Origin of the sequence: Sphingobium sp. Leaf26 (assembly GCF_001421665.1) — a bacterium.
Lineage (GTDB): Bacteria > Pseudomonadota > Alphaproteobacteria > Sphingomonadales > Sphingomonadaceae > Sphingobium.
The window spans coordinates 231,347-253,753 of the sequence record NZ_LMKV01000023.1 but is presented as its reverse complement, the minus strand read 5'-3'; the positions used below and the strand labels follow the sequence as shown (position 1 = coordinate 253,753).

Genomic DNA, 22,407 nt, shown 5'->3' with positions numbered 1-22,407 from the left:
AAGAAGGGCGCGCCGTCGCCGGCACGCCCCTCTCATGATCAAGCGACCGGATCGCCTACATTTTATAGGACAGGCGCAGATAGCCGAACTGGCCCGGCACGTCATAGCTGGTCGTGTCGAAATTGGCGCCGTCGCAGGTGCCGCACAGCGGCGGGTCCTGATTGAACAGATTGTTGACGCCGATCGTGAAGCGCGCGCGATGGTCCATCCAGCCGGGCGAGAAATAGGCCTGCATGTCGCCATAGAAGGTCGCCTTCATGACGTTGCCGTCGCCCTCGGTCACTTTGCTCAGATAACGGCCGGTGAAGGACAGGCCATAGGCTTCGGTCGAATAGTCGATCGTCGCGTTCGCCTTGAAATGCGGATAGGCCTGGTCGCTCGCCCCGCACCGTTCCGTACCGGCGCATTTGATCGTCGGCGCGCCCAGATCCGCTGGCGGCTTGATATTATATTTCAGCAGATAGGCGGCGTTGATGTTGAGGCCGACGGAGCCATTGCCAACCATCTTCGACCGATAGTTCAGCGTCCCGTCGATCCCGTCCGTCTCGATCGCGTTCAGGTTCTGGAGCACGCCGTCGATGCCGGCCACCGCGCCGCTGCCGGTGCGGGTGATGGCGGCGCAACTGATCGGGTCAGCCTCGAACGCGCAGCGTTGCAGCGTCAGCGACGCTGGCACCGAGTCGATCGCGTTCTTCAGCGTGATCGTGTAATAATTCACCTCGATGCTGAACTGGCTGGCGAAGCTGTCGCGCGCCCAGGCCGGGCTGTATACGCCGCCTGCGGTCCAGGTCTTGGACGTTTCCGGCTTCAGGCCGGCGAAGCCCTGCGAGAAGACGCCGAGCTGGCCGCCCTGCGGTTCTTGATAGCTGCCGCTGGCCGGCACGCCATTGGCGATGCAGTTGGCCCGCACCGTGGCGTTGGTCTGCCACGCGCTGCCCGGTACGTTCGTGCACGGATCGTTGATCGTGGCGTCGGTACGCGACCGGCCGGCATACAACTCGCCGATGCTAGGCGCGCGCAGGCTTTCGGCATAGCCGCCGCGCAGCAACAGGTCGCGGGTCGGCTTCCACAGGCCCGACACGGTATAGGTCGTGTTGCTGCCAAAGCTGCTATAGTTGGAATGACGCACCGCGCCATCCAGCTCCAGCTTGTGGAAGAAGGGCGTGTCGGCCAGGATCGGGATGCGCAGTTCGCCGTAAAATTCATCGACGTTGAAGCCGCCGCGCGCCGGACTGGTCGGCACGTCCGCGCCAAGGCCGGCAGCAATCAGCGGGTCGGGCGTGTAGCTGGCCTGCTGGTCGCGATGTTCATAGCCGATGGCAAAGCCCACCGCGCCGGCGGGCAGGTTGAACAGGTCGCCGGACAGGTTGGCGGTGACGTCCCACAATTCCTGCTCGCTGCGGTCATGCTGGTCGAAGGTCACATAATCGAGCATCGCCTGCGTAATCGAACCCGCGCCACCGAAGATATTGAACGGCACGCAATCGCCAGCGCAGTCCGCGACCGGGCCGAGCGCCCGCGCCAGCTTGGCCGCGTTCAGGTTGCCGGTGAAGGTCTGGTGCGCATTGTTGGTGCCGTAACTGCCGTTGACGTCCCAATACCATTTATGGTCGCCGACATCGAAACTGCCCTCCAGCGTCGCCGCCATGGTCAGCGTATCGACTTCCTGACTGAAGATGCGTGGCCCGCCCTCCACGAAGCGGCGGCGGATGGTCGAATAATTGGCCGCATTGCCATCCGCGCCGGACGACAGCGTCACGCCGAACGGATTGAACGGATTGCTGGCATCGACCGATATGGTGTCGAGCAGATTGCCGTTGCCCGCATCCGGCCCGATGAACAGCGGCAGGAACGCCGCCTGCGTGGTCGATTCGCGATGCTGATAGACCAGCCGCGTGCGCAGGCTGACGGCGTCGGAAAATTCGAACTTGCCGTTCAGGAACGCGCCATAGCGTTCCGACGGGGTCAGCAGATAATTATAGGGCGCGAAATTGAACGAGTCGGTCGAGGAGCTATAGGGGCGATAGTCGCCCACGACCGGCGCGCGGCCGATGACCGGGCTGCCCAGCGTCAGGCTTTGTCCCAATACGTCGTAACGGCCATTGGGCGTGGCGCTGGAGCAACCGCCATCGGCGCAACTGCTGCCGCCCGCCGCCGGCCATTGCGATATGGAACGGTCGGCGGTGCTGACCCCTTCCTGCTTCACATAATTGCCGCCGACGACGACCGATACCCGGTCGCTCTGGAAGCCATAGCTGGCGTTGACGTCATAGGTATGGCCGTCGCCCTGACGGAAGGTGCCGAACTGGGCCGACATGTCCAGGCCCTTTTGCGACTGGCGGGTGATGATGTTGACCACGCCCGCAACCGCGTCCGACCCGTAAAGCGGGGACGCGCCCGATTGCAGCACTTCCACCCGCTCGATCATGCTTTGCGGAATGGTGTTGAGATCGACCGAGGCCGGGATGCCGCCCGCCGCCGATCCGTTGACGTACCGCATGCCGTCGACCAACACGAGCGTCCGCTTGGCGCCCAGATAGCGCAGGTCGATTTCCGCCGAACCCGATGAAACGCCGGTGCCGTCCGGCGGGCCACCGATATTGCCGGCATTGTTGGTCTTGGTGTTGAGGCCGCCGGCCGCGCTGGGGATGCGCTGCAACACATCCGCGATGGAGGTGAGGCCGGTGCGCGCGATCGACGCCTGATCGACCGTGACGATCGGCTTGTCCTGATCCAGCGGGTCTCTGCGGATGCGCGATCCGGTGACGATGATCGCGGTGCCATCTTCGGCCTGCGGTTCGACGGATTGGGCGAAGGCGGGAACGGTCCAGGCGACGACGGACAGCATGACGCCACATTGCAAGGCACTTTTAAAGCGCATGATACACCCCTTATTTCAGCGACCTGTCTGGCACAGGTTCTGCGGAAAGAGTGTTTGCGTTTTACAACAGTATAGCAATCGGGGTGGCGGCTGGCCGGATGAGATATAGCGCTAATATTGCAAGTTGTTGCTGCTCTGCAACAAAACGCAACAGTTCGTCTCTGCGCAGGCTCTATTGGTCGGACGGAGCGCCGTCACCTTCGGTCACCTCGATAATGCAATCGCCGGTCTGGAGCCGCTGCGCGCCTTCCTCCCAGAAGCCGATCGGCCGATCGTCGCGATAAATGCGCAGGCCAAGCCCGGTCCTGATCGCCGACAGCGGCCCGCCAATCTCCTGCGGCAACACCGCGCGCTCATTCAGCTTGATGCGCCCGCCGGTTGCCGCCAGATCGGTCATATAATCCGCGATATGCCGCCCGCTGGTGCTGCCCGCCAGCAACAGGCCGGCGAAGCTGACCGGGTTGATGACCGTGGTCGCGCCCGCCTGCCGCGCGGGCAGTTCATTGTCCTCGTTGCGCACGACGATGCTGATCGGCAGGCGCGGGGCCAGATGCCGGGCAGTGAGCGTGATGAGGATGGAGGTATCGTCCCGCCCCGCCGACACGATCATGATGCGGGCGCGGTGGATGGCGACATCCTTCAACGTCTTGTCCCGCGTGGAATCGCCGCACAATATGTTGCACCCTTGCGCCTCCGCCAGTTCCAGCGCCTTTTCATTGCCGTCGATGACGACGATCTCGCGCGGGTCGGTGCCGCGCGCCAGCAGTTCGTTCACCGCCTCCTGCCCGCTGGTGCCGAAACCGGTGACGATGATGTGATTGTGCAGATCAGCCTGAATACGCGCCATGCGCCACCTGTAGAGGATGTTGCGGAGAAAGAGATTATAGGCCGTGCCGAGGAAGATCAGCCAGACGAACAACCGGATCGGCGTCACGAAGATGGATTCGAACAGGCGCGCTTCCGGTGTCACCGGCACGATGTCGCCATAGCCCACCGTCGTAACTGTTACGGTAGTGAAATAAAGGACGTCGATAAAACTGATCTGGTTGTCGTAATTGTCCTTCAGCCCGTCGTGCCCGACCCAGTGGAGCAGCAGCACCAGCGCGATCAGCCCGAACACCAGCCCAAGCCGCCAGACCAGATCGGCCCACAGCGGCATGGCCGACCGCCGTCGCAGGAAACCGGCCGTGGCCGAAGAGGCGGCCGATGACGAGATCGTCGGTCTGATCCTCATGCCGGGGGCAACTGCGCGATCGGGTTTACGGGCACGCGGTCCCTGCGCAGTTCGAAATGCAGCTTGGGCTTGCTGGCATAGCCGGTGTCGCCGGTCAGGCCGATGACCTGCCCTTGCTTCACCTTCTGCCCGCGCACCACATCGACGCGGCTGGCATGGCCATAGGCGCTGACCCAGCTACTGCCATGGTTGATCAGCACCAGTCCGCCGAACACCGCCACCTTGTCCCCCGCATAGGCGACGACGCCATCGGCGCTCGCGCGGATCGGCGTGCCCATGGGCGTCGCGATGTCGATGCCATTATTCTTCGCACCGCTCTCGCCGGGACCGAAGCGCGACAGGATCGTCCCCCTGACCGGCCAGACGAAGCTGCCGGCAAAGCGCGCCGGCTGGGCCGCCGGGACATTGGAGGGCAGGGGCCTGGGCGCGCTCGATGCGACCGCCTTGGGCGCATTGTCGGCTATCGCGGGCTGGCCGCCGGTCAGCACATCGTCAATGTCGATGCGGAAGGCGGACGCCCGCTGTTCCATGCTGCTGGGCGCCCGTACGGGCGTGTTGCCGGGCAGGAGCAGCCTTTGCCCCCGCCGCAGCATATAGGGTTCGTCCAGCCCGTTGACGTCCACGATCTGCCGCCATGGCACACCATAAGCCGCCGCGATGGCGATGCCCGTCTCGCCCTCCGCCACCAGATGGTATCGACCGCCGGGAATTTGCAGCTTCTGCCCGGCGCGCACGCCATAGGGCGGCGTCAGGCCATTGGCCCGCGCGATCGCTTCCGATCCCGCGCCGGTGCGATTGCCGATGCCGCGCAGCGTGTCGCCCGGCTGGACGATGTAGGTGGAGGCGGGGATGGTCCGCGCGCCCGGCACGACCTGCTGCGCGGTCCAGACCGGCTGCGGTTCGGCCAGCTTCACGGTGGAGGCGTCGGCATCCATGCGCGGCGGCGGTGTCGGCGCGGGGTCGGCCCGCTCCGCCTGATTGGGAATACAGGCCGCCAGCAACAGCGAACCCAACGGCAGGATCAGGAAGGACGTGATCGGGAGGGACGGGCGCAGCATCGGCATTCATGTACCGTATCGCGCAATGGTTTCCACTCCTTAACCAACGGCCTTTTGTTCTTTGAGCAACTTCCGTTCGGTCCGCGCCTGTCGAGGCCCCTTGCGCCTTGTTCTCGACAGGCTCGAACGGAACGCAACAGGGATAATTCGTTAGCAGGCTAACGAATTATCCCCGTGCATTGACCTGTCCAACTCGCTGTCGCACAGCGCGCGGACTGTCCTGTCAGCGCGGCTCCAATTTGGTGATCCCGCCCATATAGGACGCCAGCGCCGCCGGCACGGTGACGCTGCCATCGGCCTGCTGGTAATTTTCCAGCACCGCCACCAAAGTCCGCCCCACGGCCAGTCCCGACCCGTTCAACGTATGCAGGAAGCGGGTCTGCTTCTCGCCCTCCGGCTTGTAGCGCGCGTTCATCCGCCGCGCCTGAAAATCGCCGCAGTTGGAGACAGAACTGATCTCACGATAGGTTTGCTGGCTCGGCAGCCAGACCTCCAGATCCCAGGTCTTGCGCGCGCCAAAGCCCATGTCGCCGGTGCACAGCAGCATCTTGCGATAGGGCAGGTCCAGCGCCTGCAAGATACCCTCGGCCGCCGCGACCATGCGTTCATGCTCGGCCTCGGACTCTTCAGGCGCACAGATCGCGACAAGTTCGACCTTCTCGAACTGGTGCTGGCGAATGAAGCCGCGCGTATCGCGCCCGGCGGACCCGGCCTCGGACCGGAAACAGGGGGTCAGCGCGGTCAGGCGGATCGGCAGGCTGTCGGTCGGCACGATCTGGTCCGCGACCAGATTGGTCAGCGAGACTTCGGCGGTCGGGATCAGCCAGCGGCCGTCCGTGGTGCGAAACAGGTCCTCGGCGAACTTGGGCAACTGGCCCGTCCCGAACAGCGCGTCATCCTTCACCAGCAGCGGCGGATTGGTTTCCTCATAGCCGTTGGTGCCGCTTTGCGTATCCAGCATGTATTGCGCCAGCGCCCGATGCAGCCGCGCCATCTGCCCGCGCAGCGCGGTGAAGCGCGCGCCGGACAGCTTCGCACCGCCCTCGAAATCCAGCCCCAGCGCCGGGCCGAAATCGGCATGGTCCTGCGGCGCAAAGTCGAAGCTGCGCGGCGTGCCCCAGCGGCTGACCTCGACATTGTCCGCCTCGTCCGCGCCCTGCGGCACATCGTCGGCGGGCAGGTTGGGGATGGCTGCCAGCATCGCGGTCAGCGCGTCGCCGACCTCCCGATCCTGCGCCTCCAGCGCCGGCGCGCCTTCCTTCAACGCGGCGACCTCAGCCTTCAAAGCCTCGGCCTTGGCCATGTCCTTGGCCGCCATCGCCTGGCCGATCGCCTTGCTGGCCTCGTTGCGGCGGGCCTGGCCCTGTTGCAATTCGGTCTTGATCGCCCGGCTCTTCTCATCGAGCGCCAATATCTCGGCGGACAGCGGGGCCAGCCCACGCCGGGCAAGGCCGGCGTCGAAAGCAGCGGGGTTTTCGCGGATGAAGCGGATGTCGTGCATGGGGCCGTCCTATGCCGCCGTGCGACGAACCGCGCAACCCTGTGCGCCGCCGTCCGTTGGTCCTCCACCTACGAAAAACACAGGAGACGGCGATGCAGATCGATCATGACGCGATGATATTGGTGGCGGACGGCCGCAAGCTGCTCTTTTTCCGCAACAAGGGCGATAGCGCCTATCCGCAACTGGAGGCAGAAACGGTCGAGGTGCAGGACAATCCGGCCCATCTGGAACAGGCGTCGGACAAGGCCGGGCAATCGTCCTCCACCGGCACCGCGTCCGGCACGATGGGCGAGAATAATTTCCACGAACTGGAGGAACAGCGCTTCGCCGCCCACGCCGCCGATCTGCTCAAGCGCCGCGCCTTCGCGCAGGATTATGAGAAGCTCATCATCGTCGCACCGCCATCCGCGCTCGGCGAGATGCGCAAGCACCTGCACAAGGAAGTGCAGAACCGGCTGGTGGGCGAAATCGCCAAGGATCTGACCAATCACCCGGTGGCGGAGATCGAGAAGCTGATCGCCGCGAACTAACTGGAGCGGGATTAGATCGGTATTACCTTACATCCGTTCGGGCTGAGCCTGTCGAAGCCCCGGCCTTCCGCATTCCGTTGTTGAGCGAAAAATAGCCCTTCGACAGGCTCAGGGCGAACGGGCGTTAGCGAAAACGTGATTCCCCAGTGCGACTGACACGAAAAAGGGGCGGCCCCGACTGGCGGGGGCGCCCCTTTTTCATGCGCCGTTCCGCGTTCAGGCGGCGGCTTGCGCCTTGCGTTCGGCAAAGCGGCGGCGGGCGACGAGCGCCACGGCGGCGGCGCCGAACAGGAGTATCATGGGCGGGGCCGGAACATCGGTGCCGCCGGTGCTGCTCGAACCTCCGCTCGAACTGCTGGATGACGAGCTGCTGCTCGAAGACGAAGAGGAACTGCCGCTCGACCCGGTGCTGCCCGTGCTGCCGCTGCTACCGAAGCTCGAAGAACCACCCGACGACGAGCTGCTGCTCGAAGAGGAGCTGGACGACGAACTGGACGACCCGCCGCTGCTGCCGGAGCTACCGCTGCTGCCGCTCGATCCCGAACTGCCGCTGGAACCACTGCTGCCGCCCGAAGAACCCGGATGGTCGGGCTTGCCCGGATGGCCCGGCTTGCCGCCGCTCGACCCGCCAGAGCTGCTCGAAGAGGAACTGGACGAGGAGGAAGAACTGGAGCTGGACGAGGAAGACGAGCTGCTGCTGACGTTGCCCGAGGAGGTCGAAACATTGCCCGACGAGGTCGACACATTGCCCGACGAGGTCGACACATTGCCCGACGACGTGGACACGTTACCCGACGAAGTCGAGACGCCACCGGTCGAGGTCGAAACCCCGCCCGTGGACGTGGACACGCCGCCCGTGGTCGAACTGGTCGAACTGCTGATGCCGCCGGTCGAACTGCTGGTCGAGGAGATCACGACCGATCCGCCCCCGCCGCCGCCACCGCCGCCGCCGAAGAAGCCGCCGATGAATCCGCCGCCGCCAAAGCCGCCGCCACCGCCCATCACGACCGGCACGGCGCTGCCGCCGCCCGACATCATCGGCATTTCGGCCATCGGCGCGGGCAGGGGAATGGGCGCGGGCTGGGTCGTGACGGTCACGACCTGAGGTGCTGCGGCCACGCGGACGGTCTTGACGACCTTGCGCTTGACGGTGCGGACGGCCAGGCGCTTCTTGGGCGCTGCCTTCACGCTCTTGGTGCTCTGGACCACGGCCGGGCGCGCATTCTCCGCGACATGGACGGCGCCGCCGCCGATGATCGCCCCGCCACAGGTGCAGGCGCACAATTTTGCCAAAGCCATCCGAACCGACATAGGATCTACTCTTTTCTCATTACCCCTGCACCCTTTGCCGAATCCCCTCCAGCGCCAGGTTTCACGGGAACTTCCTATGCGTATAGAACGCAAAAAAAAGGGTTAACTGCAATCCCGTTAACCCTCAATATAGCGTTGAAGTCGCAGGAAAAGCTACCGTCTGCTGAAGGTAAATGGTTAACGTCCCACTATGGAACGGCCGGAGGCGCAGGTCTGAACGTGCGGGCCGGGCGGCCCGCCGCAGCATGGCGCAAAATCGCCGTCCATGACAACGCCTGTCATCTATTGGAAAAAATGGTTTAATCCATATTTCCGATCGTTGATTGCCCGCTTGTGTCGGTCTGCGCCGATGGCTATGAGGCCCGCACAATCAATATTTGGGCGCCCGGAATATCAAGCGCCGGGGCCTGATGAGTCGGAGAGCCAGATGGCATCGGTCCTGAATTCCGATAAAGACGGTGAAAAGCCGCCCAAATCGAATGTGACGCTTCCCGCCGATTACCGCCCGTCGGCTGACGAAGAATTTATGAATCCGCTGCAACAGGAATATTTCCGGCAGCGCCTTTGGGACTGGAAGAAGCAGATCCTGACCGAAGCGGAAGGCACGCTGGCCGTGTTGCAGAATGAACCGCTGCGCGAGCCCGACCTGAACGATCGCGCGTCGAGCGAAACCGACTGGTCGATCGAACTGCGCACCCGCGACCGCCAGCGCAAGCTCATCTCCAAGATCGACTCCGCCCTGCGCCGCATCGACGACGGCGAATATGGCTATTGCGAAGTCACCGGCGAACCGATCTCGCTCGGTCGGCTGGAGGCGCGGCCGATCGCGACCATGACGGTCGAGGCGCAGGAGCGTCACGAGCGGCAGGAAAAGATATCGCGCGACGATTAACGGTTTTTCCATCACCCCACGGCTAGGATGCTGGCATCACAGCTATCTTAACCGTGGGTTTTTGCATGGACGACGAACAGGATATTTCGGACCGGGGACCGGCGCGCGCCGCGCCGCGTGACAGCCTGTTCCTGCTCACCACGCTCACCACGCCGGATGGTGCGCAACTGGGCAAGGCCCGCGTGCGCAATCTGTCCGCCACCGGGCTGATGGCGGATTGTGAGCGGGCAGTGCCGTCGGGCATCAAGATCATCTGCGAATTGCGGGGTATCGGACCTGTGGCCGGATCGGTCGCCTGGTCGCGGGAGGAAAAGATCGGCATCGCCTTTGACGAACCGATCGATCCGCAACTGGCGCGCAAGCCGGTGGGCAGCGGCGCGCAGAAGGCGAATGTCCCCGACTATCTGCGGATGCACCAGCGCGGCACCATCCGGCGCTGATCTGCCCATATCCACGATATGAAAATGCCCCGCGAGCCGGCCCGCTCCGGGGCTTTTTGCGTGGGCCGGATTTCCATTCCCGGAGCATCGTGCGAAAAAGTGGGAACCGGTTATTCGCTTAAAACGATGGTAAAAATAAAACGATGGTAAAAAACCAGAGCGCGCGACCTGCGCAGGATTGGACGCAGCGCGCTCCAGGCAGCCTGTAGCCTATCTGTGCGGAGGGAGGGGCGGCGATCGGCGTCGCGCGGCCCCAACCTCCTTTACAGACCTTACCAGCGTCTCAGTGCTGCGCCGCCAACTCTTCCTTCAACCGCAATTTCTGCTTCTTGAGCGACGCCACGAGGATATCGTCGGGCATGGGCCGACTCGATTCTGCCTTGATTCGGGCTTCAAGGCCGGCATGCTTGGCTGAAAGGGCTGAGATGTGGCTATTTTCCATGACGTTCTCCTTACGAGGGGTGATGGATGATCAAATAAATCATGATTCGCCCCGCTTGTCTCGTGGTGATTCGGCCTTTGCGACGGGCCGCACGAAAATTTGCGATGGTCCGCATCGCCTGCCCGCGTTATCAGGCATGGCTTAGGTAGCGAAACGAAGGGCAGGGAGGCGCAGTGAGCCGGGAAGACATCATGCGTCGACTGGAATTGTTGCGGGTCGAGCATCGCGATCTCGATAGTGCGATCGCCGCGCTGATCGACGCCGGAGGTAGCGACCAGATGCAGATCGCCCGCCTCAAGAAGCGCAAACTGCGCCTGCGGGACGAAATATCCACGCTGGAAGACGCGCTGGTCCCCGACATCATCGCCTGACCGGATCTTTTTTCGTTAACACCGCGCTAACCGATCACAAATGGGACAAAGGGCGGTCGTGACCCGGCAATGGGCCTGACAAGGTTGCGAAATTATGGCAGCAACGCAGGATGCAGAACCCCGCTTTCCTTGATCCTGGCCTCCATCGCCGGCTGGTGGACGGTCTTTATCTGGAAGCTATGGTCATGGCGGATGAGGCGCGCGCCTATTTCGATGGCAGCGCATCGCTGGACGATGGGGTGGACGATCCGATGCGCCGGGTCGCCTTCGCCTGCGAATCGCTCAAGGTGACGACCCGGCTGATGCACATCATCGCCTGGCTGCTCAGCCAGCGGGCCTGGCAGCGCGGTGAAATCGAACAGATCGACCTGAGCGATGAAAAATACCGGCTGGGCCGCGCATCGCACACCGACGCAGCACTGGCCGCGAGCTTTCCCTTTGCCGCGCGCGCGCTGATCGACGCCAGCCAGGAACTGTATGGGCGCGTCGCCCGGTTGCAGGATCGGATCGACGTCATGGGCAGTGCGGCCGCGACGGCGCTGGCCAGCCCTGCGCGTGCGCTGCTCGACCGGTTGAATACCGCATTCTGACCTTTGGCCCGTAAAGCAAGGCGATTCCCGTCTTCTAGGGCTGGCGTTCGCGCCCGTTTCTGGTCTAGACCGGCCCCATGACCGATGGTTTGCGGACCCGACGCCGCTTTTCAGGCTGCCCGCAAGCCACCCGGCTTCTGCTCGCACCGCTTCTGCTGATTGCGCCCGCATCGGTGCGGGCGCAGGACGCGGCGCCGTCTGTCGTGCCGGAGCCGGATCAGGCGCCTGGCCAGGCGCTGGACGCCATGCCCGACATCGGCGTCGATTGGCCGGATATGGGCCAGCCTGACAGCATCGCGCCGCTGCCCGACGATCCGGCCGATATGCAGGCAACGGCGCCTGCGCCGACCGATCCCGCCGCACCGGACGACCCGGCGGTGCCCCAGTCCCCCGCATTGGCCCTGCCCAGCGAGGACGATGATGCGACCACCGCGCCGGCCGAGGAGAGCGCCAGCTTCGCCGACGCCAGCGAGGAACGCCGTTATACGGTCCAGCTTAGCGGACTGGATGCCATTGCGGACGCGCAATTCACCCTGCGCTTCGATGAATTGTCGGTGCTGCGCCAGGGGCAGGGCAAGCCCGCCAACCTCGCCCAGATCAATCGCCGCATGAAGGAAGATGGCGAACTGCTCGACCGGCTGCTGCGGGCGAAGGGCTATTATGCCGCCCGCATCCGCAGCGCCGTCGCCGCGCCGCCGCCGGGCAGCGACCGCCTGTCCGTGACCTTCGATATCGTGCCGGGCACGCAATATCTCCTGGAATCGGTCGATGTCACCGGCCTTTTGGAGACCGCGGGGCAGGAGGCGCGGCTGCGTGCTGCCTTCCCGCCCAAGGTCGGCGATCCGGTGGACGCGGACAAGATATTGGCGGGCCGCGACGCGCTCGGCACCGCGCTGGCCGAAAGCGGCTTCCCCTTCGCCCGCGTCGATGAACCGGAAGTGCGGATCGACCATGAGGAGCGCAACGGCGACCTCGACATCATCGTCGCGCCCGGCGGCTTCCGTCGCTTCGGCGCGATCCAGATGGACGATACCAGGCTGTTCGACGCCCATCATGTGCAGGAAATCGCCCGCTTCCATCCCGGCGACACCTATATGGCCTCCGACGTCGAGGATTTGCGCCGGGCCATCGTCGCCACCGGCCTCGTCTCCTCGGTCAGTCTGAAACCGGTCGATGCCGGCGATGGCGAGCATGTCAATCTGGACGTGGACCTGCGCCCCGCGCCGCTGCGCACCATCGCCGGCGAACTGGGCTATGGCACCGGCGAAGGCTATCGCGCCGAAGTCAGTTGGCAGCATCGCAACTTCTTCCCGCCCGAAGGCGCGGTGACGGTGCGCGGCGTGCTCGGCACGCAGGAGCAGACCGCCTCCTTCACCTACCGACGCAACAATTTCAAACGGCGCGACAATGTGCTGACCGGGCTGGTGTCGATCAGCAATATCCGCCGCGATGCCTATGACGCGCGCACCATCAACCTGTCGGGCGCGATCGAGCGGCAGAGCAACATCCTGTTCCAGAAGAAGTGGGTCTGGCGCTTCGGCGGCGAGCTGATCGCGTCGGACGAAGCCGATGCCTTCAGCGGCGGCGCGCGCCGTACCTTCCTGATCGGTGCGGTGCCGGTCAGCCTGACCTATGACGGCAGCGACGATTTGCTGAACCCGTCCAAGGGCTTCCGCCTCGGCGCGCGGGTCAGCCCCGAACTCTCCTTCCAGAACACGACCTTCGGCTATGCCCGCGTGCAGGTGGACGGCAGCGTCTATCAGCCGGTCGGCGACCGGGTCGTTCTTGCCGCCCGATCCCGTTTCGGCACCATCTTCGGGTCGACCGTCGAGCAGATCGCGCCGTCCCGCCGCTTCTACGCCGGCGGCGGCGCGTCGGTGCGCGGCTATGGCTATCAGGCGATCGGTCCGCGCTACGGCGATGACAATGATCCGGTCGGCGGCAAGAGCCTGGCCGAATTTTCGCTCGAAACCCGCATCCGTTTCGGCAATTTCGGCGTCGTGCCCTTTGTCGACGCCGGCAATATCTCGACCAGCTTCCTGCCGCGCTTCCGCGACCTGCGCATCGGCGCGGGCATGGGCCTGCGCTATTACAGCAATTTCGGCCCGATCCGGGTCGATGTCGGCACCCCGCTCAATCCGCAATCGGGCGATCCGAAGGTCGCGGTCTATGTCTCGCTGGGGCAGGCTTTCTGATGGCCGACGACGCAGCCCTGCCCGTCCCGCCGTCCCCCGCGCCCGCGCCGCGCCGGCGTGCATGGGACGGCCGCTGGCAGCGCTGGCTGGCCGGACTGTTGCTGACGCTGGTGCTGATCGTCGCGGCGGCGGTGGCATGGCTGGACACGAGCGGCGGCCATCGCTTCCTCGCCACCCGCATCGCCACCATCAAATCCTCGTCGGGCCTGCGCATCCATGTCGGCGCCATAGAGGGCAGCATCTATCGCAAGGCGGTGCTGCGCGACCTGATCCTGTCCGATCCCAAGGGAAAGTTTCTGGAGGCACCCCGCGTCGAACTGGACTGGTGGCCCTTCGCCTGGCTGTCGAACCGGCTGGATATCGACCGGCTGGTGATCCCGCGCGCGACCCTGCACAAATTGCCCAAGCTGAACCCTACCGCGCGACGCGGGCCGATCCTGCCCGGCTTCGATATACGCCTCATGCAATTTTCGGTCGGCCAACTGGATATCGCGCCGGGCGTCACCGGCCGGGTGCAGCGCGCCACCATGTCCGGCGATGCAGACATTCGCGGCGGTCGCGCGATCATCGACCTGTCCGCCCGCACGCTGGACGGCAGCGACGCGCTGACCATCGCGCTCGACAGCCGGCCGGACAAGGATCGCTTCTCCCTCGACGTCACCGTGAACGCGCCGAAAACCGGCGTTCTGGCGGCGATGGCTGGTCTGAAGCAGGACGCAAACCTGCGCATCGGTGGCAAGGGTAGCTGGAGCCAATGGGACGGGCGCTTGTCCGCCACGCTCGACGCCGCGCCGGTCGCCGACTTCACGCTTGCCGCTCGCAGCGGTGCCTATTCGGCGCGCGGCACGGTGGAGGGGGACGCGATCGCCGGCAATGGCCTGCTCCGCCGCATCGCCGCGCCGCGCCTGACCGTGCGGGCCGACGGCACGATGGTCGAGCGGGTCATCGACGGCCGCCTGTCGCTCCGCTCGGCCGCGCTGGACATGACCGCCGATGGCGCGATCGACCTGCGCAACAATGCGCTCGACAATATGCGCGTGGACGTGAAACTGGCCCGGCCCGCAGCGCTGATCAAGACCATGCGCGGCAAGGATATTGCCGCCAAAATCCGGCTGGACGGCGCCTTCACCGCGCTTGGCTACGAATATCTGCTCACCGCGCGCCAGATCGCCTTCGATAAGGCGATCATCAACGACGTTCGGGCCGAGGGCAAGGGCCGCACCACCGGCAAGGGGCCGGCGCTGATTCCGCTGCGCCTGCGCGCCCGCAGTCTGGACGGGCAGGGCGATCTGGTCGGCGGGATCGTCCGCAATTTTCAACTCGACGGCGTGCTGCAACTGAACGGGCAGACAATCGTCAGCAATCCGATGCAGTTGCGATCGGACAAGTTGCGGGGCAAGCTGACGGTGATCGCCGACCTGGCGACCGGCCGCTATGATGCGGGACTGGACGGCCAGATCAACGGCCTGTTCATCCGTGGACTGGGCATCGTAGACCTGACCTCCAAGCTGCGCGCCGTGCCGCGCGCCGATGGCGGCTTCGGCCTCAGCGGCAATGCGCTGGCGCGGGTCCGGCGGCTGGACAATGATTTCCTGCGCACGCTGGGCGGTGGCCTGCCGACCTTGCGCAGCAGGCTGGAACTTATGAAGGACGGCCAGTTCGCGCTGTCCGACATGCAACTGACATCGCCCCTGCTCAATCTGACGGCGCGCGGCATACGTCATCGCGACGGATCGCTTCATCTGGAGGGCAGCGGCCGGCATGGACGGTATGGCCCGGTCACGCTGACGCTGGACGGCATGATCGAGCGGCCGACCGTCGACCTGTTGCTCGCCCGGCCGATGGATGCGCTGGGCCTGCGCGATGTGCGGGCGAAGCTGATCCCGGATGCCAATGGCTACAGCTATACCGCCATTGGCGGATCGACGCTTGGTCCCTTTACGGGGCGGGGCGTGATCCTGCTGCCGCAAGGCGGGCAGGCGGTGGTGCGGGTCGCCAATCTGGCCGTGTCGGGCGTCACCGCCAGCGGCGATATCCGTCCCGTCGACGGCGGCCTCGACGGCCAACTCAGCGTCATGGGGCCGGTCACGGGCTATATCAATTTCAAGCCGGTCGACGCCAATCAGCAGGTGCAGTTGAAACTGACCGCCAATGACGCCAGCTTTGAAGGCCCGACCGTCATAGAGGTCCGGCGCGGCACGCTGGATGGCACCATCCTGCTCGATCCATCGGGCACCACGGTCACGGCCACGGCGCAGGCGCGCGGTCTGCGCGTTGGCGGCATATTGCTCGGCCGCTTCGCCGCCAATGCCGAACTGGTCGATGGCAAGGGCAAGATCAGCGGCAGCCTGTCGGGCCAGCGCGGGCGGCTGTTCGATGTGCAGGGCGAGGCGCAGGTCGAACCCGACAGCATCCGCCTCACCGCTGCCGGCACGATCGACAAGCGGCCCATCCGCCTGACCAGAGCCGCCGTGCTGACGCGGACGGAGGATGGCTGGCGCCTGTCGCCCGCGACGATCAGCTATGCCGGCGGATCGCTGCAACTGGCCGGTGAACTGGGCGGCGCCTCCACCCATATCGAGGCGCGGATGCAGAAGCTGCCGCTGGCGCTGCTCGACATCGCCTATGACAATCTGGGCCTGGGCGGCATGGCGACCGGATCGCTCAGCTACGCCCAGCCGCGTGGCGGCCTGCCCACCGGCAAGGCGGAACTGCGCATCCGTGGCCTGTCCCGCTCCGGCCTCTCGCTCAGCAGCCGCCCGGTCGATGTCGGCGTCAACGCCGCGCTGACCGGGGATCGGCTTGCCACCCGCATGGTCTTCGTCGCCGATGGCAAGACGATCGGCCAGGCGCAGGCACTGCTCAATCCGCTGGGGAGTGAGGGTGGCCTTGCCGCCCGGCTCAACAGCGCGCCCTTCTTCGGCCAGTTGCGCTTCAACGGCACGGCCGACACGCTCTGGCGCCTGACCGGAGTGGAGATCGTCGATATCGCTGGCATGGTCGGCGTGTCGGCGGACATGCGCGGCACGCTGGGCGCACCGGTCATCACCGGCAATTTCACGACCGACAATGCCGCCATTACCAGCCCTGTCACCGGCATGCGGTTGAAGGGCGTGAAGGCGCGGGGCCGCTTCTCCGGCGCGCAACTGGTCATTTCCAGCTTTGCGGCGACGGCGCAAAATGGCGGCACCGTCAACGGCACCGGCCGCTTCACCTTCAATGGCATCGCCGGCGTCGGCATGGACCTGAACCTGCAAGCCGACAATGCCGCCCTGCTGGAGCGGGACGATATCGCCGCGGCCGTCACCGGTCCCATCACCCTGCGATCCGACGGCGTGGGCGGCACGATCGGCGGCGATCTGGTGCTCAACAAGAGCCGTTTCACGATGGGCCGCGCCGCCGCCGTGGCGCAGATCCCCGAACTCAAAGTGGTTGAAATCAACCGGCGCGGCGACGAGATCGAACGCCCCCGCACCAACGTTCCCTGGGCGCTGGCGATCAAGGCGCGCGCGCGCAACCGCCTGACCGTCACCGGTCTTGGCCTCGACAGCGAATGGCGGGCAGACCTCGATATCGGCGGCACCGTGACCAATCCGGCCATCGCCGGTCGCGCGCAACTGGTGCGCGGCGGCTATGAATTTGCCGGCCGCCGCTTCGAGTTGCGCGAAGGCAATATCCAGTTCGACGGTAAGGTACCGGTCAACCCGACGCTGGATATCAGCGCCGAAGCGGACGTCAGCGACCTCAGCGCCACCATCCATGTCGGCGGCACGGGCCTGAAACCCGACATCACTTTCACTAGTATCCCTGCGCTGCCGCAGGACGAACTGCTCTCTCGCATCCTGTTCGGCACGTCGATCACCAACCTGTCCGCGCCCGAAGCGTTGCAACTCGCCTCCGCCGTGGGATCATTGCAGGGCAATGGCGGCCTCGACCCGATCAACGCGGTGCGCAAGGCGGCAGGCCTCGACCGGCTGCGCATCATCGCCGCCGACCCGACGCAGGGGCAGGGCACGTCGATCGCGGCGGGCAAATATCTGACGCGCAAGACCTATGTCGAACTGATCACGGATGGTCAGGGCTACAGCGCCACCCGCATGGAATATCAGGTCACACGCTGGCTGTCCCTGCTGGCGGCCATCTCCACCCTTGGCCGCGAAAGCGCCAACGTACGTATTTCCAAGGATTATTGACGTGACGAAGAGCGCGATCGACGCCGCCACCGCGATCAGCGTGATGGACCTGTTCACCATCGGCATCGGTCCTTCCAGCTCGCACACGGTGGGGCCGATGCGCGCCGCGCTCCTGTTCATGGATACCCTGCCCGCCACGCCGACGCGGGTGCAGTGCGAATTGTTCGGATCGCTGGCGCTCACCGGCCGGGGTCATGCGACGGACAGCGCCATCCTGCTCGGCCTGTCGGGCTATCGCCCGGAAAGCGTCGCCCCGGACGCGATCGGGTCGATCCTGACGGCGATCCGCAACGATGGCCGTATCCGGGCGGGCAGCGCCGTGGATCACTGGCTGCCGTTCGAGGAAGCGCGCGACCTGCTGTTCCGCATGGGCGAGTTTTTGGAGGCGCACAGCAATGGCATGCGCTTCACCGCCTGGATCGACGGGCGCGACGATCCGGTCGTGCGCGACTATTATTCCATCGGCGGCGGCGCGGTGCTTCCCGGCGTGGCGCCTGTCAGCGACGACGCACCGCTCGGCCATAATGTCGTCCAGCCCTGGCCCTTCTCATCCGGCGCGGAAATGCTGGCGCAGGGCGACGTCAGCGGCCTGTCCATCGCGACTTTGGTATTGCGCAACGAAGGTGCATGGCGGGTGCAGGCGGACACCGAAGCCTTTCTCGACAATGTCATCGACGCCATGAGCGCGTCTATTGACCGGGGCCTGATGCAGGAAGGTCTGCTGCCCGGCGGCCTCAAGGTCCGCCGCCGCGCCCGCGCCATCCACCAGCGGTTGCGCTTGCAGCAGGACGCCCTCGGCCCGGCGCAGATTTTCGAATGGGTGAGCCTGTTCGCGCTCGCCGTGAATGAGGAAAATGCCGCCGGCGGCCGCGTCGTCACCGCCCCCACCAATGGTGCGGCTGGCGTCATCCCGGCAGTGCTACATTATTATCGCCGTTTCGTGCCCGGTGCCGACCGCGACGGGGAGCGCCGCTTCCTGCTCACCGCCGCCGCGATCGGCTTCCTTTACAAGAAGCGGGCCTCCATCTCCGCCGCCGAAATGGGCTGTCAGGGCGAAGTCGGCGTCGCCTGTTCCATGGCCGCCGCCGGCCTCGCCGCCGTGCTGGGCGGCACCAATACACAGGTCGAAAATGCCGCGGAAATCGGCATGGAACATAATCTCGGCCTCACCTGCGATCCGATCGGCGGCCTCGTCCAGATCCCCTGCATCGAACGCAACACGATGGGCGCGGTCAAGGCGATCAACGCCGCTTATCTCGCCCTGCAAGGCGACGGCCGTCACATCGTCAGCCTGGACGCCGTGATCGAAACCATGCGCCAGACCGGCGAGGATATGGCCAGCCGCTACAAGGAAACCTCGCTCGGCGGTCTGGCCGTCAATGTGGTGGAATGTTGAAAAACGTTCCGTCGCTTCATCGCCCAAACGGCACGGTTGCACGGCGAATGGAGTAGGTTTCGTGACATTAATAACACAGAATCAATCGTTTATCTGCCGTTCATGAAACTAACTCGGCCGCTCCGGCTTGTGCGTCTCACCCCCTGAGAGAGGGGAAGAATGACACACGGAGTATTTGTTATGCGTAAGTTGATGGTCGCAACCCTTCTCGCCGGCGCCACTGTCGCCACCCCGGTTTTCGCACAGGATGTCGGCCCGACCTTCACCGGTCCGCGCGTCGAAGCGATCCTGGGCTATGACCGGACCGGGGCCGGCAGCGACGTGGACAATGACAATGGCAATGACGATCAGAAGATCGACGGCCTGCTCTACGGCGTCGGCGCCGGCTATGACATGAACCTGGGCAGCGCAGTCGTCGGCGTCGAAGGCGAATATACCGACTCCACCGCCAAGAGCAGCCGCCGCGACTTCTCCGACCAGTTCGGCTTTGGCCGCGTCAAGCAGGGCCGCGACCTCTATATCGGCGCGCGCGCCGGTATCTTGGCCGATCCCGCCACGCTGGTCTATGTAAAGGGCGGCTATACCAACACGAAACTGGACGTGCTGGCTGGCGACAGCGACCAGGAAACCGACACCAATTTCAAGCTGGACGGCTGGCGCATCGGTGCGGGCGTGGAACGCGCCATCAACGCCAACACCTTCGCCAAGATCGAATATCGCTATTCGAAATATGAGGATGCGCATATCGACTTCGCCAATGGCGCCACCAGCGACGAATTCGGCATCGACACCGACCGTCATCAGGTGGTCGGCAGCGTCGGCTGGCGTTTCTAAGCCAGCCACCATGCGTCCTGCATAGCCGCTAAGCCTGTCAAAGCGGGGTATCGAAGGATTTTCCTTCGATGACGGATGGTTGATGCCGAAGCAAAGGAGAGGGGCCGGTCATCGGATCGGCCCCTTTTTGCGTGCATCCGCCTATCCCCTCTATCAGGGGGCGCGCAGCCCTGTTATTGACACTGTTGTGAGTAACGCGATTCCCCACCGCTTCCCGATCGGCATCGATCCGACCGACATCGACTTCATGGGTCATGTCAACAATGCCAGTTACCTGAAATGGGTGCAGGAGGCCGTGCTGGACCATTGGCGCGCGCTCGCCCCGTCCGAAGCGGTCGCCCAGCATCTCTGGGTCGCGCTCAAGCATGAGATCACCTATCGCAAGCCTACCTTTCTGGACGACGACGTGATCGCCACGGTGCTGCTGGAAAAGGTGCAGGGCGCCCGCGCCTTCTACGAAACGGTGATCCGCCGTGGCGAGGAAGTGCTGGCCGAAGTCAAATCAAGCTGGTGCTGTATCGACGCCAGCAGCCTGCGCCCCGCGCGGTTGACACGCGAAGTGATCGACCGGTTTTTCGCTTCGGATGACGGGGAAGAGCGCGGCTGATGCGAGGGGCGTTTATGTCCGCAATGGGTGGATGGCGGAATGGCGGTTGTGCCGCCATTAAGAGCGGTAAGCAGACATTGGAGGTGCAATGCCGTTTCCTGTAGCAGAGCCGCAAATAGCCGAAGCTGAACAGGCACTCGGGCGGAAATTTCCCGTGGAGTTACGAGCGCGATTGCTCCGCGACAACGGAGGCGAGATCGTCGCTGCTGACGATGACTGGCTCATTCATCCGGTCTGGGACCCGTCAGATCGGAAGACGATGGGGCGAACGGCGGGACATATCGTTAGGGAAACAGAGGTTGCGCGCTCTTGGGCATTGTTCCCGCCCGAAGGTATTCCGTTGGCAGCTAATGGCAACGGCGATCAAATTATTCTATTAGCAGACGGAGATCAGGTTCTCATCTGGGATCACGATACGGGGGAATGCCTGCCAGTTTCAGTTGATTGGAGCTAAAGCCTAACGTCAGCTTTAGGCAATGTAAAATGAAGCTCTCGACTTCCAACTTTGGTCGTTCATCGACCAGCAGCATTGACGACTGCATAATTCTCAATCCCATTGTCGCCATGGCGGCTTGTGGCCCGGCGAGCGGTTTTCGGTAATGCCGTCTTTATAGAGTAGCCAGTAGATGAGCAGCGTGAATGGCAGCATCACTCCGAATTTTACCCACCATTTTGCATCGTCGGATAGGACGAGTGGCGGCACAATCAGCCCGATCGCTAAGGCGATGAGGAAAGCGTAGCGATGTAAAATGTAAGGGATCACACCAACTTCTCCTTCATTGGCCAAATGTCACATTGGCAAAGAAGCTGAATGTCCGCAATCGAGACGCACCAGTCTAACGCTGAACGGCAAGAAATGGTCGAAAGCCGACTCCTCTCTACAGCGTCGCCTCGATCTCCCGCGCCGCCATGTCCGGATCGTCCGCCTGGCTGATCGGGCGGCCGATGACCAGCATCGACGCGCCCCGGTCCAGCGCCTCGCGCGGGGTTACGGCGCGTTTCTGGTCGCCCATCGTGCCACCGGTCGGGCGCACGCCCGGCACCACGAAATAGCCGTCAGGCCAGGCCGCCTTGGCGATCGCCACTTCCGCGCCCGAACAGACGATGCCGTCCAGCCCGGCGCTCTGCGCCAGGTCGGCCAGACGGCGGACCTGATCCTCCGCTTTCCCGCCCACGCCGATGTCCAGCAGGTCGCCATCGTCCAGGCTGGTCAGCACGGTCACGGCCACAACCTTGGTCTTCACGCCCGCCGCCGCCTTCGCATCCTCCAGCATGGCCCGGCCGCCGGCGGCATGGACGGTCAGCACCGCCGGTTCCAGCATATGCAGCGCCTGCACTGCCTTCGCCACCGTATTGGGAATGTCATGCAGCTTGAGGTCGAGGAAGATCGGCAGGCCGAACTTCATCATCTCATGCACGCCATGATGGCCGTTGGCGCAGAAGAATTCGAGGCCCAGCTTCAGCCCGCCGACATGATGCCGCACTTGACCGGCCAGCGTCTGGGCTTTGGTCAGGTCGGGCGTGTCGATGGCGACATAGATCGGGCTGCTCATGCTGGTCCTGTAATGGTTGGAGGGGGAGCGGAAGGGAGCGGGTCCGCCACGGTCGTCAGGCCGGGTGCATCCGAAAAGGCGGGCGGCGGCGGTGGCGGGGTGACAGCCGTGGCCGCCGCGAGCGCGCGTTCGCTGCTGTCGAGCCGACGCTTCAACCGCCAGCGCGTCGCCCGCGCCATGATCCAGAAGGGCAGGGCGCCCAGCAGGAAGGCGAGGATCAGCAGCACGGGCAGCTTGGTTTCCATCACCATGTCGCCCCACAGGCGCACGGTCACGGGGACGTAATTCGCCATACAAAAAAAGGCGAGCGCCACGGCGATCACGACCCAAAAGGCTGTCCGCAAAAACTGCATAGGCTAGACCCTCTTGCTGTTGGTGG

21 protein-coding genes are annotated in these 22,407 nt (G+C 64.5%); 13 read left to right on the top strand and 8 right to left on the bottom strand.

The features are described from left to right. Positions 1–55: 55 nt before the first annotated feature. The 4 genes from ASE85_RS15070 to serS form a co-directional block, all read right to left on the bottom strand. A complete protein-coding gene (locus tag ASE85_RS15070; RefSeq protein ID WP_056689947.1) occupies positions 56–2,881 on the bottom strand; it encodes a TonB-dependent receptor domain-containing protein in 2,826 nt (941 codons plus the stop codon). A gap of 172 nt (positions 2,882–3,053) precedes the next feature. Beyond that, positions 3,054–4,115, bottom strand: coding sequence for a potassium channel family protein (locus ASE85_RS15065; RefSeq protein WP_056689943.1), 1,062 nt, complete (start codon positions 4,113–4,115; stop codon positions 3,054–3,056). Further along, entirely contained in the window at positions 4,112–5,173 is a 1,062-nt protein-coding gene (locus ASE85_RS15060; RefSeq protein ID WP_056690254.1) for a M23 family metallopeptidase, read from the bottom strand. Before ASE85_RS15060 ends, ASE85_RS15065 begins: the two co-directional genes overlap by 4 nt. 223 nt (positions 5,174–5,396) lie before the next feature. After that, positions 5,397–6,674 (bottom strand): serine--tRNA ligase, encoded by a 1,278-nt coding sequence (gene serS / locus ASE85_RS15055; protein WP_056689940.1) that lies wholly within the window; start codon positions 6,672–6,674, stop codon positions 5,397–5,399. Between the two features lie 92 nt (positions 6,675–6,766). Between serS and ASE85_RS15050 the strand changes: the two genes are divergently transcribed. The 5 genes from ASE85_RS15050 to ASE85_RS15030 all read left to right on the top strand — a co-directional run bounded on the left by ASE85_RS15050 (position 6,767) and on the right by ASE85_RS15030 (position 9,847). Next, positions 6,767–7,204, top strand: coding sequence for a host attachment family protein (locus ASE85_RS15050; protein WP_056689937.1), 438 nt, complete (start codon positions 6,767–6,769; stop codon positions 7,202–7,204). A 298-nt stretch (positions 7,205–7,502) separates the two neighbouring features. Continuing rightward, positions 7,503–8,309, top strand: coding sequence for a hypothetical protein (locus ASE85_RS23995; RefSeq protein ID WP_235523553.1), 807 nt, complete (start codon positions 7,503–7,505; stop codon positions 8,307–8,309). A 128-nt stretch (positions 8,310–8,437) separates the two neighbouring features. Continuing rightward, positions 8,438–8,818: a hypothetical protein gene (locus ASE85_RS23115; RefSeq protein WP_156358362.1), complete on the top strand. Its 381-nt coding sequence runs from the start codon at positions 8,438–8,440 to the stop codon at positions 8,816–8,818. A 124-nt stretch (positions 8,819–8,942) separates the two neighbouring features. Then, positions 8,943–9,407: an RNA polymerase-binding protein DksA gene (gene dksA, locus ASE85_RS15035; RefSeq protein ID WP_056689935.1), complete on the top strand. Its 465-nt coding sequence runs from the start codon at positions 8,943–8,945 to the stop codon at positions 9,405–9,407. Positions 9,408–9,472: 65 nt separating this feature from the next. Continuing rightward, positions 9,473–9,847 carry a PilZ domain-containing protein gene (locus ASE85_RS15030; protein ID WP_056689932.1) on the top strand — a complete coding sequence of 125 codons (375 nt, stop codon included), beginning with the start codon at positions 9,473–9,475 and terminating at the stop codon, positions 9,845–9,847. Between the two features lie 283 nt (positions 9,848–10,130). Here ASE85_RS15030 and ASE85_RS22560 read toward each other — a convergent pair whose 3' ends face one another. Continuing rightward, on the bottom strand, positions 10,131–10,289 hold the full coding sequence (locus tag ASE85_RS22560) for a YdcH family protein (RefSeq protein ID WP_082462841.1): 159 nt from the start codon (positions 10,287–10,289) through the stop codon (positions 10,131–10,133). Positions 10,290–10,480: 191 nt separating this feature from the next. Between ASE85_RS22560 and ASE85_RS15025 the strand changes: the two genes are divergently transcribed. From ASE85_RS15025 to ASE85_RS14990, 8 genes are all read left to right on the top strand, one after another. Further along, on the top strand, positions 10,481–10,660 hold the full coding sequence (locus ASE85_RS15025; RefSeq protein WP_056690248.1) for a YdcH family protein: 180 nt from the start codon (positions 10,481–10,483) through the stop codon (positions 10,658–10,660). 110 nt (positions 10,661–10,770) lie between these two features. Beyond that, complete coding sequence (locus tag ASE85_RS15020) at positions 10,771–11,250, top strand: DUF1465 family protein (protein WP_056689930.1); 480 nt, start codon at positions 10,771–10,773, stop codon at positions 11,248–11,250. A gap of 77 nt (positions 11,251–11,327) precedes the next feature. Beyond that, complete coding sequence (locus ASE85_RS15015) at positions 11,328–13,445, top strand: autotransporter assembly complex protein TamA (protein WP_082462840.1); 2,118 nt, start codon at positions 11,328–11,330, stop codon at positions 13,443–13,445. Further along, positions 13,445–17,638, top strand: coding sequence for a translocation/assembly module TamB domain-containing protein (locus tag ASE85_RS15010; RefSeq protein WP_056689927.1), 4,194 nt, complete (start codon positions 13,445–13,447; stop codon positions 17,636–17,638). Before ASE85_RS15015 ends, ASE85_RS15010 begins: the two co-directional genes overlap by 1 nt. A 1-nt stretch (position 17,639) precedes the next feature. Then, entirely contained in the window at positions 17,640–19,034 is a 1,395-nt protein-coding gene (locus ASE85_RS15005) for an L-serine ammonia-lyase (RefSeq protein WP_056689924.1), read from the top strand. 180 nt (positions 19,035–19,214) lie between these two features. Next, positions 19,215–19,868, top strand: coding sequence for an outer membrane protein (locus ASE85_RS15000; protein WP_056689922.1), 654 nt, complete (start codon positions 19,215–19,217; stop codon positions 19,866–19,868). A 187-nt stretch (positions 19,869–20,055) separates the two neighbouring features. Next, a complete protein-coding gene (locus ASE85_RS14995) occupies positions 20,056–20,475 on the top strand; it encodes an acyl-CoA thioesterase (RefSeq protein WP_056689919.1) in 420 nt (139 codons plus the stop codon). A gap of 88 nt (positions 20,476–20,563) precedes the next feature. Continuing rightward, positions 20,564–20,929, top strand: a complete 366-nt coding sequence (locus ASE85_RS14990; RefSeq protein WP_056689917.1) for an SMI1/KNR4 family protein — start codon at positions 20,564–20,566, stop codon at positions 20,927–20,929. Between the two features lie 93 nt (positions 20,930–21,022). On the opposite strand, the gene ASE85_RS14985 is transcribed toward ASE85_RS14990, so the two are convergent. From ASE85_RS14985 to ASE85_RS14975, 3 genes are all read right to left on the bottom strand, one after another. Beyond that, positions 21,023–21,238: a hypothetical protein gene (locus ASE85_RS14985; RefSeq protein ID WP_156358361.1), complete on the bottom strand. Its 216-nt coding sequence runs from the start codon at positions 21,236–21,238 to the stop codon at positions 21,023–21,025. Between the two features lie 115 nt (positions 21,239–21,353). After that, positions 21,354–22,028 carry an orotidine-5'-phosphate decarboxylase gene (gene pyrF / locus ASE85_RS14980; RefSeq protein WP_056689912.1) on the bottom strand — a complete coding sequence of 225 codons (675 nt, stop codon included), beginning with the start codon at positions 22,026–22,028 and terminating at the stop codon, positions 21,354–21,356. Further along, positions 22,025–22,381 (bottom strand): LapA family protein, encoded by a 357-nt coding sequence (locus tag ASE85_RS14975; protein ID WP_056689909.1) that lies wholly within the window; start codon positions 22,379–22,381, stop codon positions 22,025–22,027. The genes pyrF and ASE85_RS14975 overlap by 4 nt, the downstream gene beginning before the upstream one ends. Positions 22,382–22,407: the final 26 nt, after the last annotated feature.

Bases quoted from the DNA above. Each gene is read 5' to 3' on its own strand.
- ASE85_RS14990 (WP_056689917.1), top strand. From the start codon at position 20,564: ATGCCGTTTCCTGTAGCAGAGCCGCAAATAGCCGAAGCTGAACAGGCA.
- ASE85_RS15070 (WP_056689947.1), bottom strand. From the start codon at position 2,881: ATGCGCTTTAAAAGTGCCTTGCAATGTGGCGTCATGCTGTCCGTCGTC.
- ASE85_RS15000 (WP_056689922.1), top strand. From the start codon at position 19,215: ATGCGTAAGTTGATGGTCGCAACCCTTCTCGCCGGCGCCACTGTCGCC.
- ASE85_RS15030 (WP_056689932.1), top strand. From the start codon at position 9,473: ATGGACGACGAACAGGATATTTCGGACCGGGGACCGGCGCGCGCCGCG.
- ASE85_RS15050 (WP_056689937.1), top strand. From the start codon at position 6,767: ATGCAGATCGATCATGACGCGATGATATTGGTGGCGGACGGCCGCAAG.
- ASE85_RS15015 (WP_082462840.1), top strand. From the start codon at position 11,328: ATGACCGATGGTTTGCGGACCCGACGCCGCTTTTCAGGCTGCCCGCAA.
- pyrF (WP_056689912.1), bottom strand. From the start codon at position 22,028: ATGAGCAGCCCGATCTATGTCGCCATCGACACGCCCGACCTGACCAAA.
- ASE85_RS15020 (WP_056689930.1), top strand. From the start codon at position 10,771: ATGCAGAACCCCGCTTTCCTTGATCCTGGCCTCCATCGCCGGCTGGTG.
- ASE85_RS15025 (WP_056690248.1), top strand. From the start codon at position 10,481: ATGCGTCGACTGGAATTGTTGCGGGTCGAGCATCGCGATCTCGATAGT.
- ASE85_RS15065 (WP_056689943.1), bottom strand. From the start codon at position 4,115: ATGAGGATCAGACCGACGATCTCGTCATCGGCCGCCTCTTCGGCCACG.
- ASE85_RS15060 (WP_056690254.1), bottom strand. From the start codon at position 5,173: ATGCTGCGCCCGTCCCTCCCGATCACGTCCTTCCTGATCCTGCCGTTG.
- dksA (WP_056689935.1), top strand. From the start codon at position 8,943: ATGGCATCGGTCCTGAATTCCGATAAAGACGGTGAAAAGCCGCCCAAA.
- ASE85_RS23995 (WP_235523553.1), top strand. From the start codon at position 7,503: ATGGGCGGGGCCGGAACATCGGTGCCGCCGGTGCTGCTCGAACCTCCG.
- serS (WP_056689940.1), bottom strand. From the start codon at position 6,674: ATGCACGACATCCGCTTCATCCGCGAAAACCCCGCTGCTTTCGACGCC.
- ASE85_RS15010 (WP_056689927.1), top strand. From the start codon at position 13,445: ATGGCCGACGACGCAGCCCTGCCCGTCCCGCCGTCCCCCGCGCCCGCG.
- ASE85_RS23115 (WP_156358362.1), top strand. From the start codon at position 8,438: ATGGACGGCGCCGCCGCCGATGATCGCCCCGCCACAGGTGCAGGCGCA.
- ASE85_RS22560 (WP_082462841.1), bottom strand. From the start codon at position 10,289: ATGGAAAATAGCCACATCTCAGCCCTTTCAGCCAAGCATGCCGGCCTT.
- ASE85_RS14975 (WP_056689909.1), bottom strand. From the start codon at position 22,381: ATGCAGTTTTTGCGGACAGCCTTTTGGGTCGTGATCGCCGTGGCGCTC.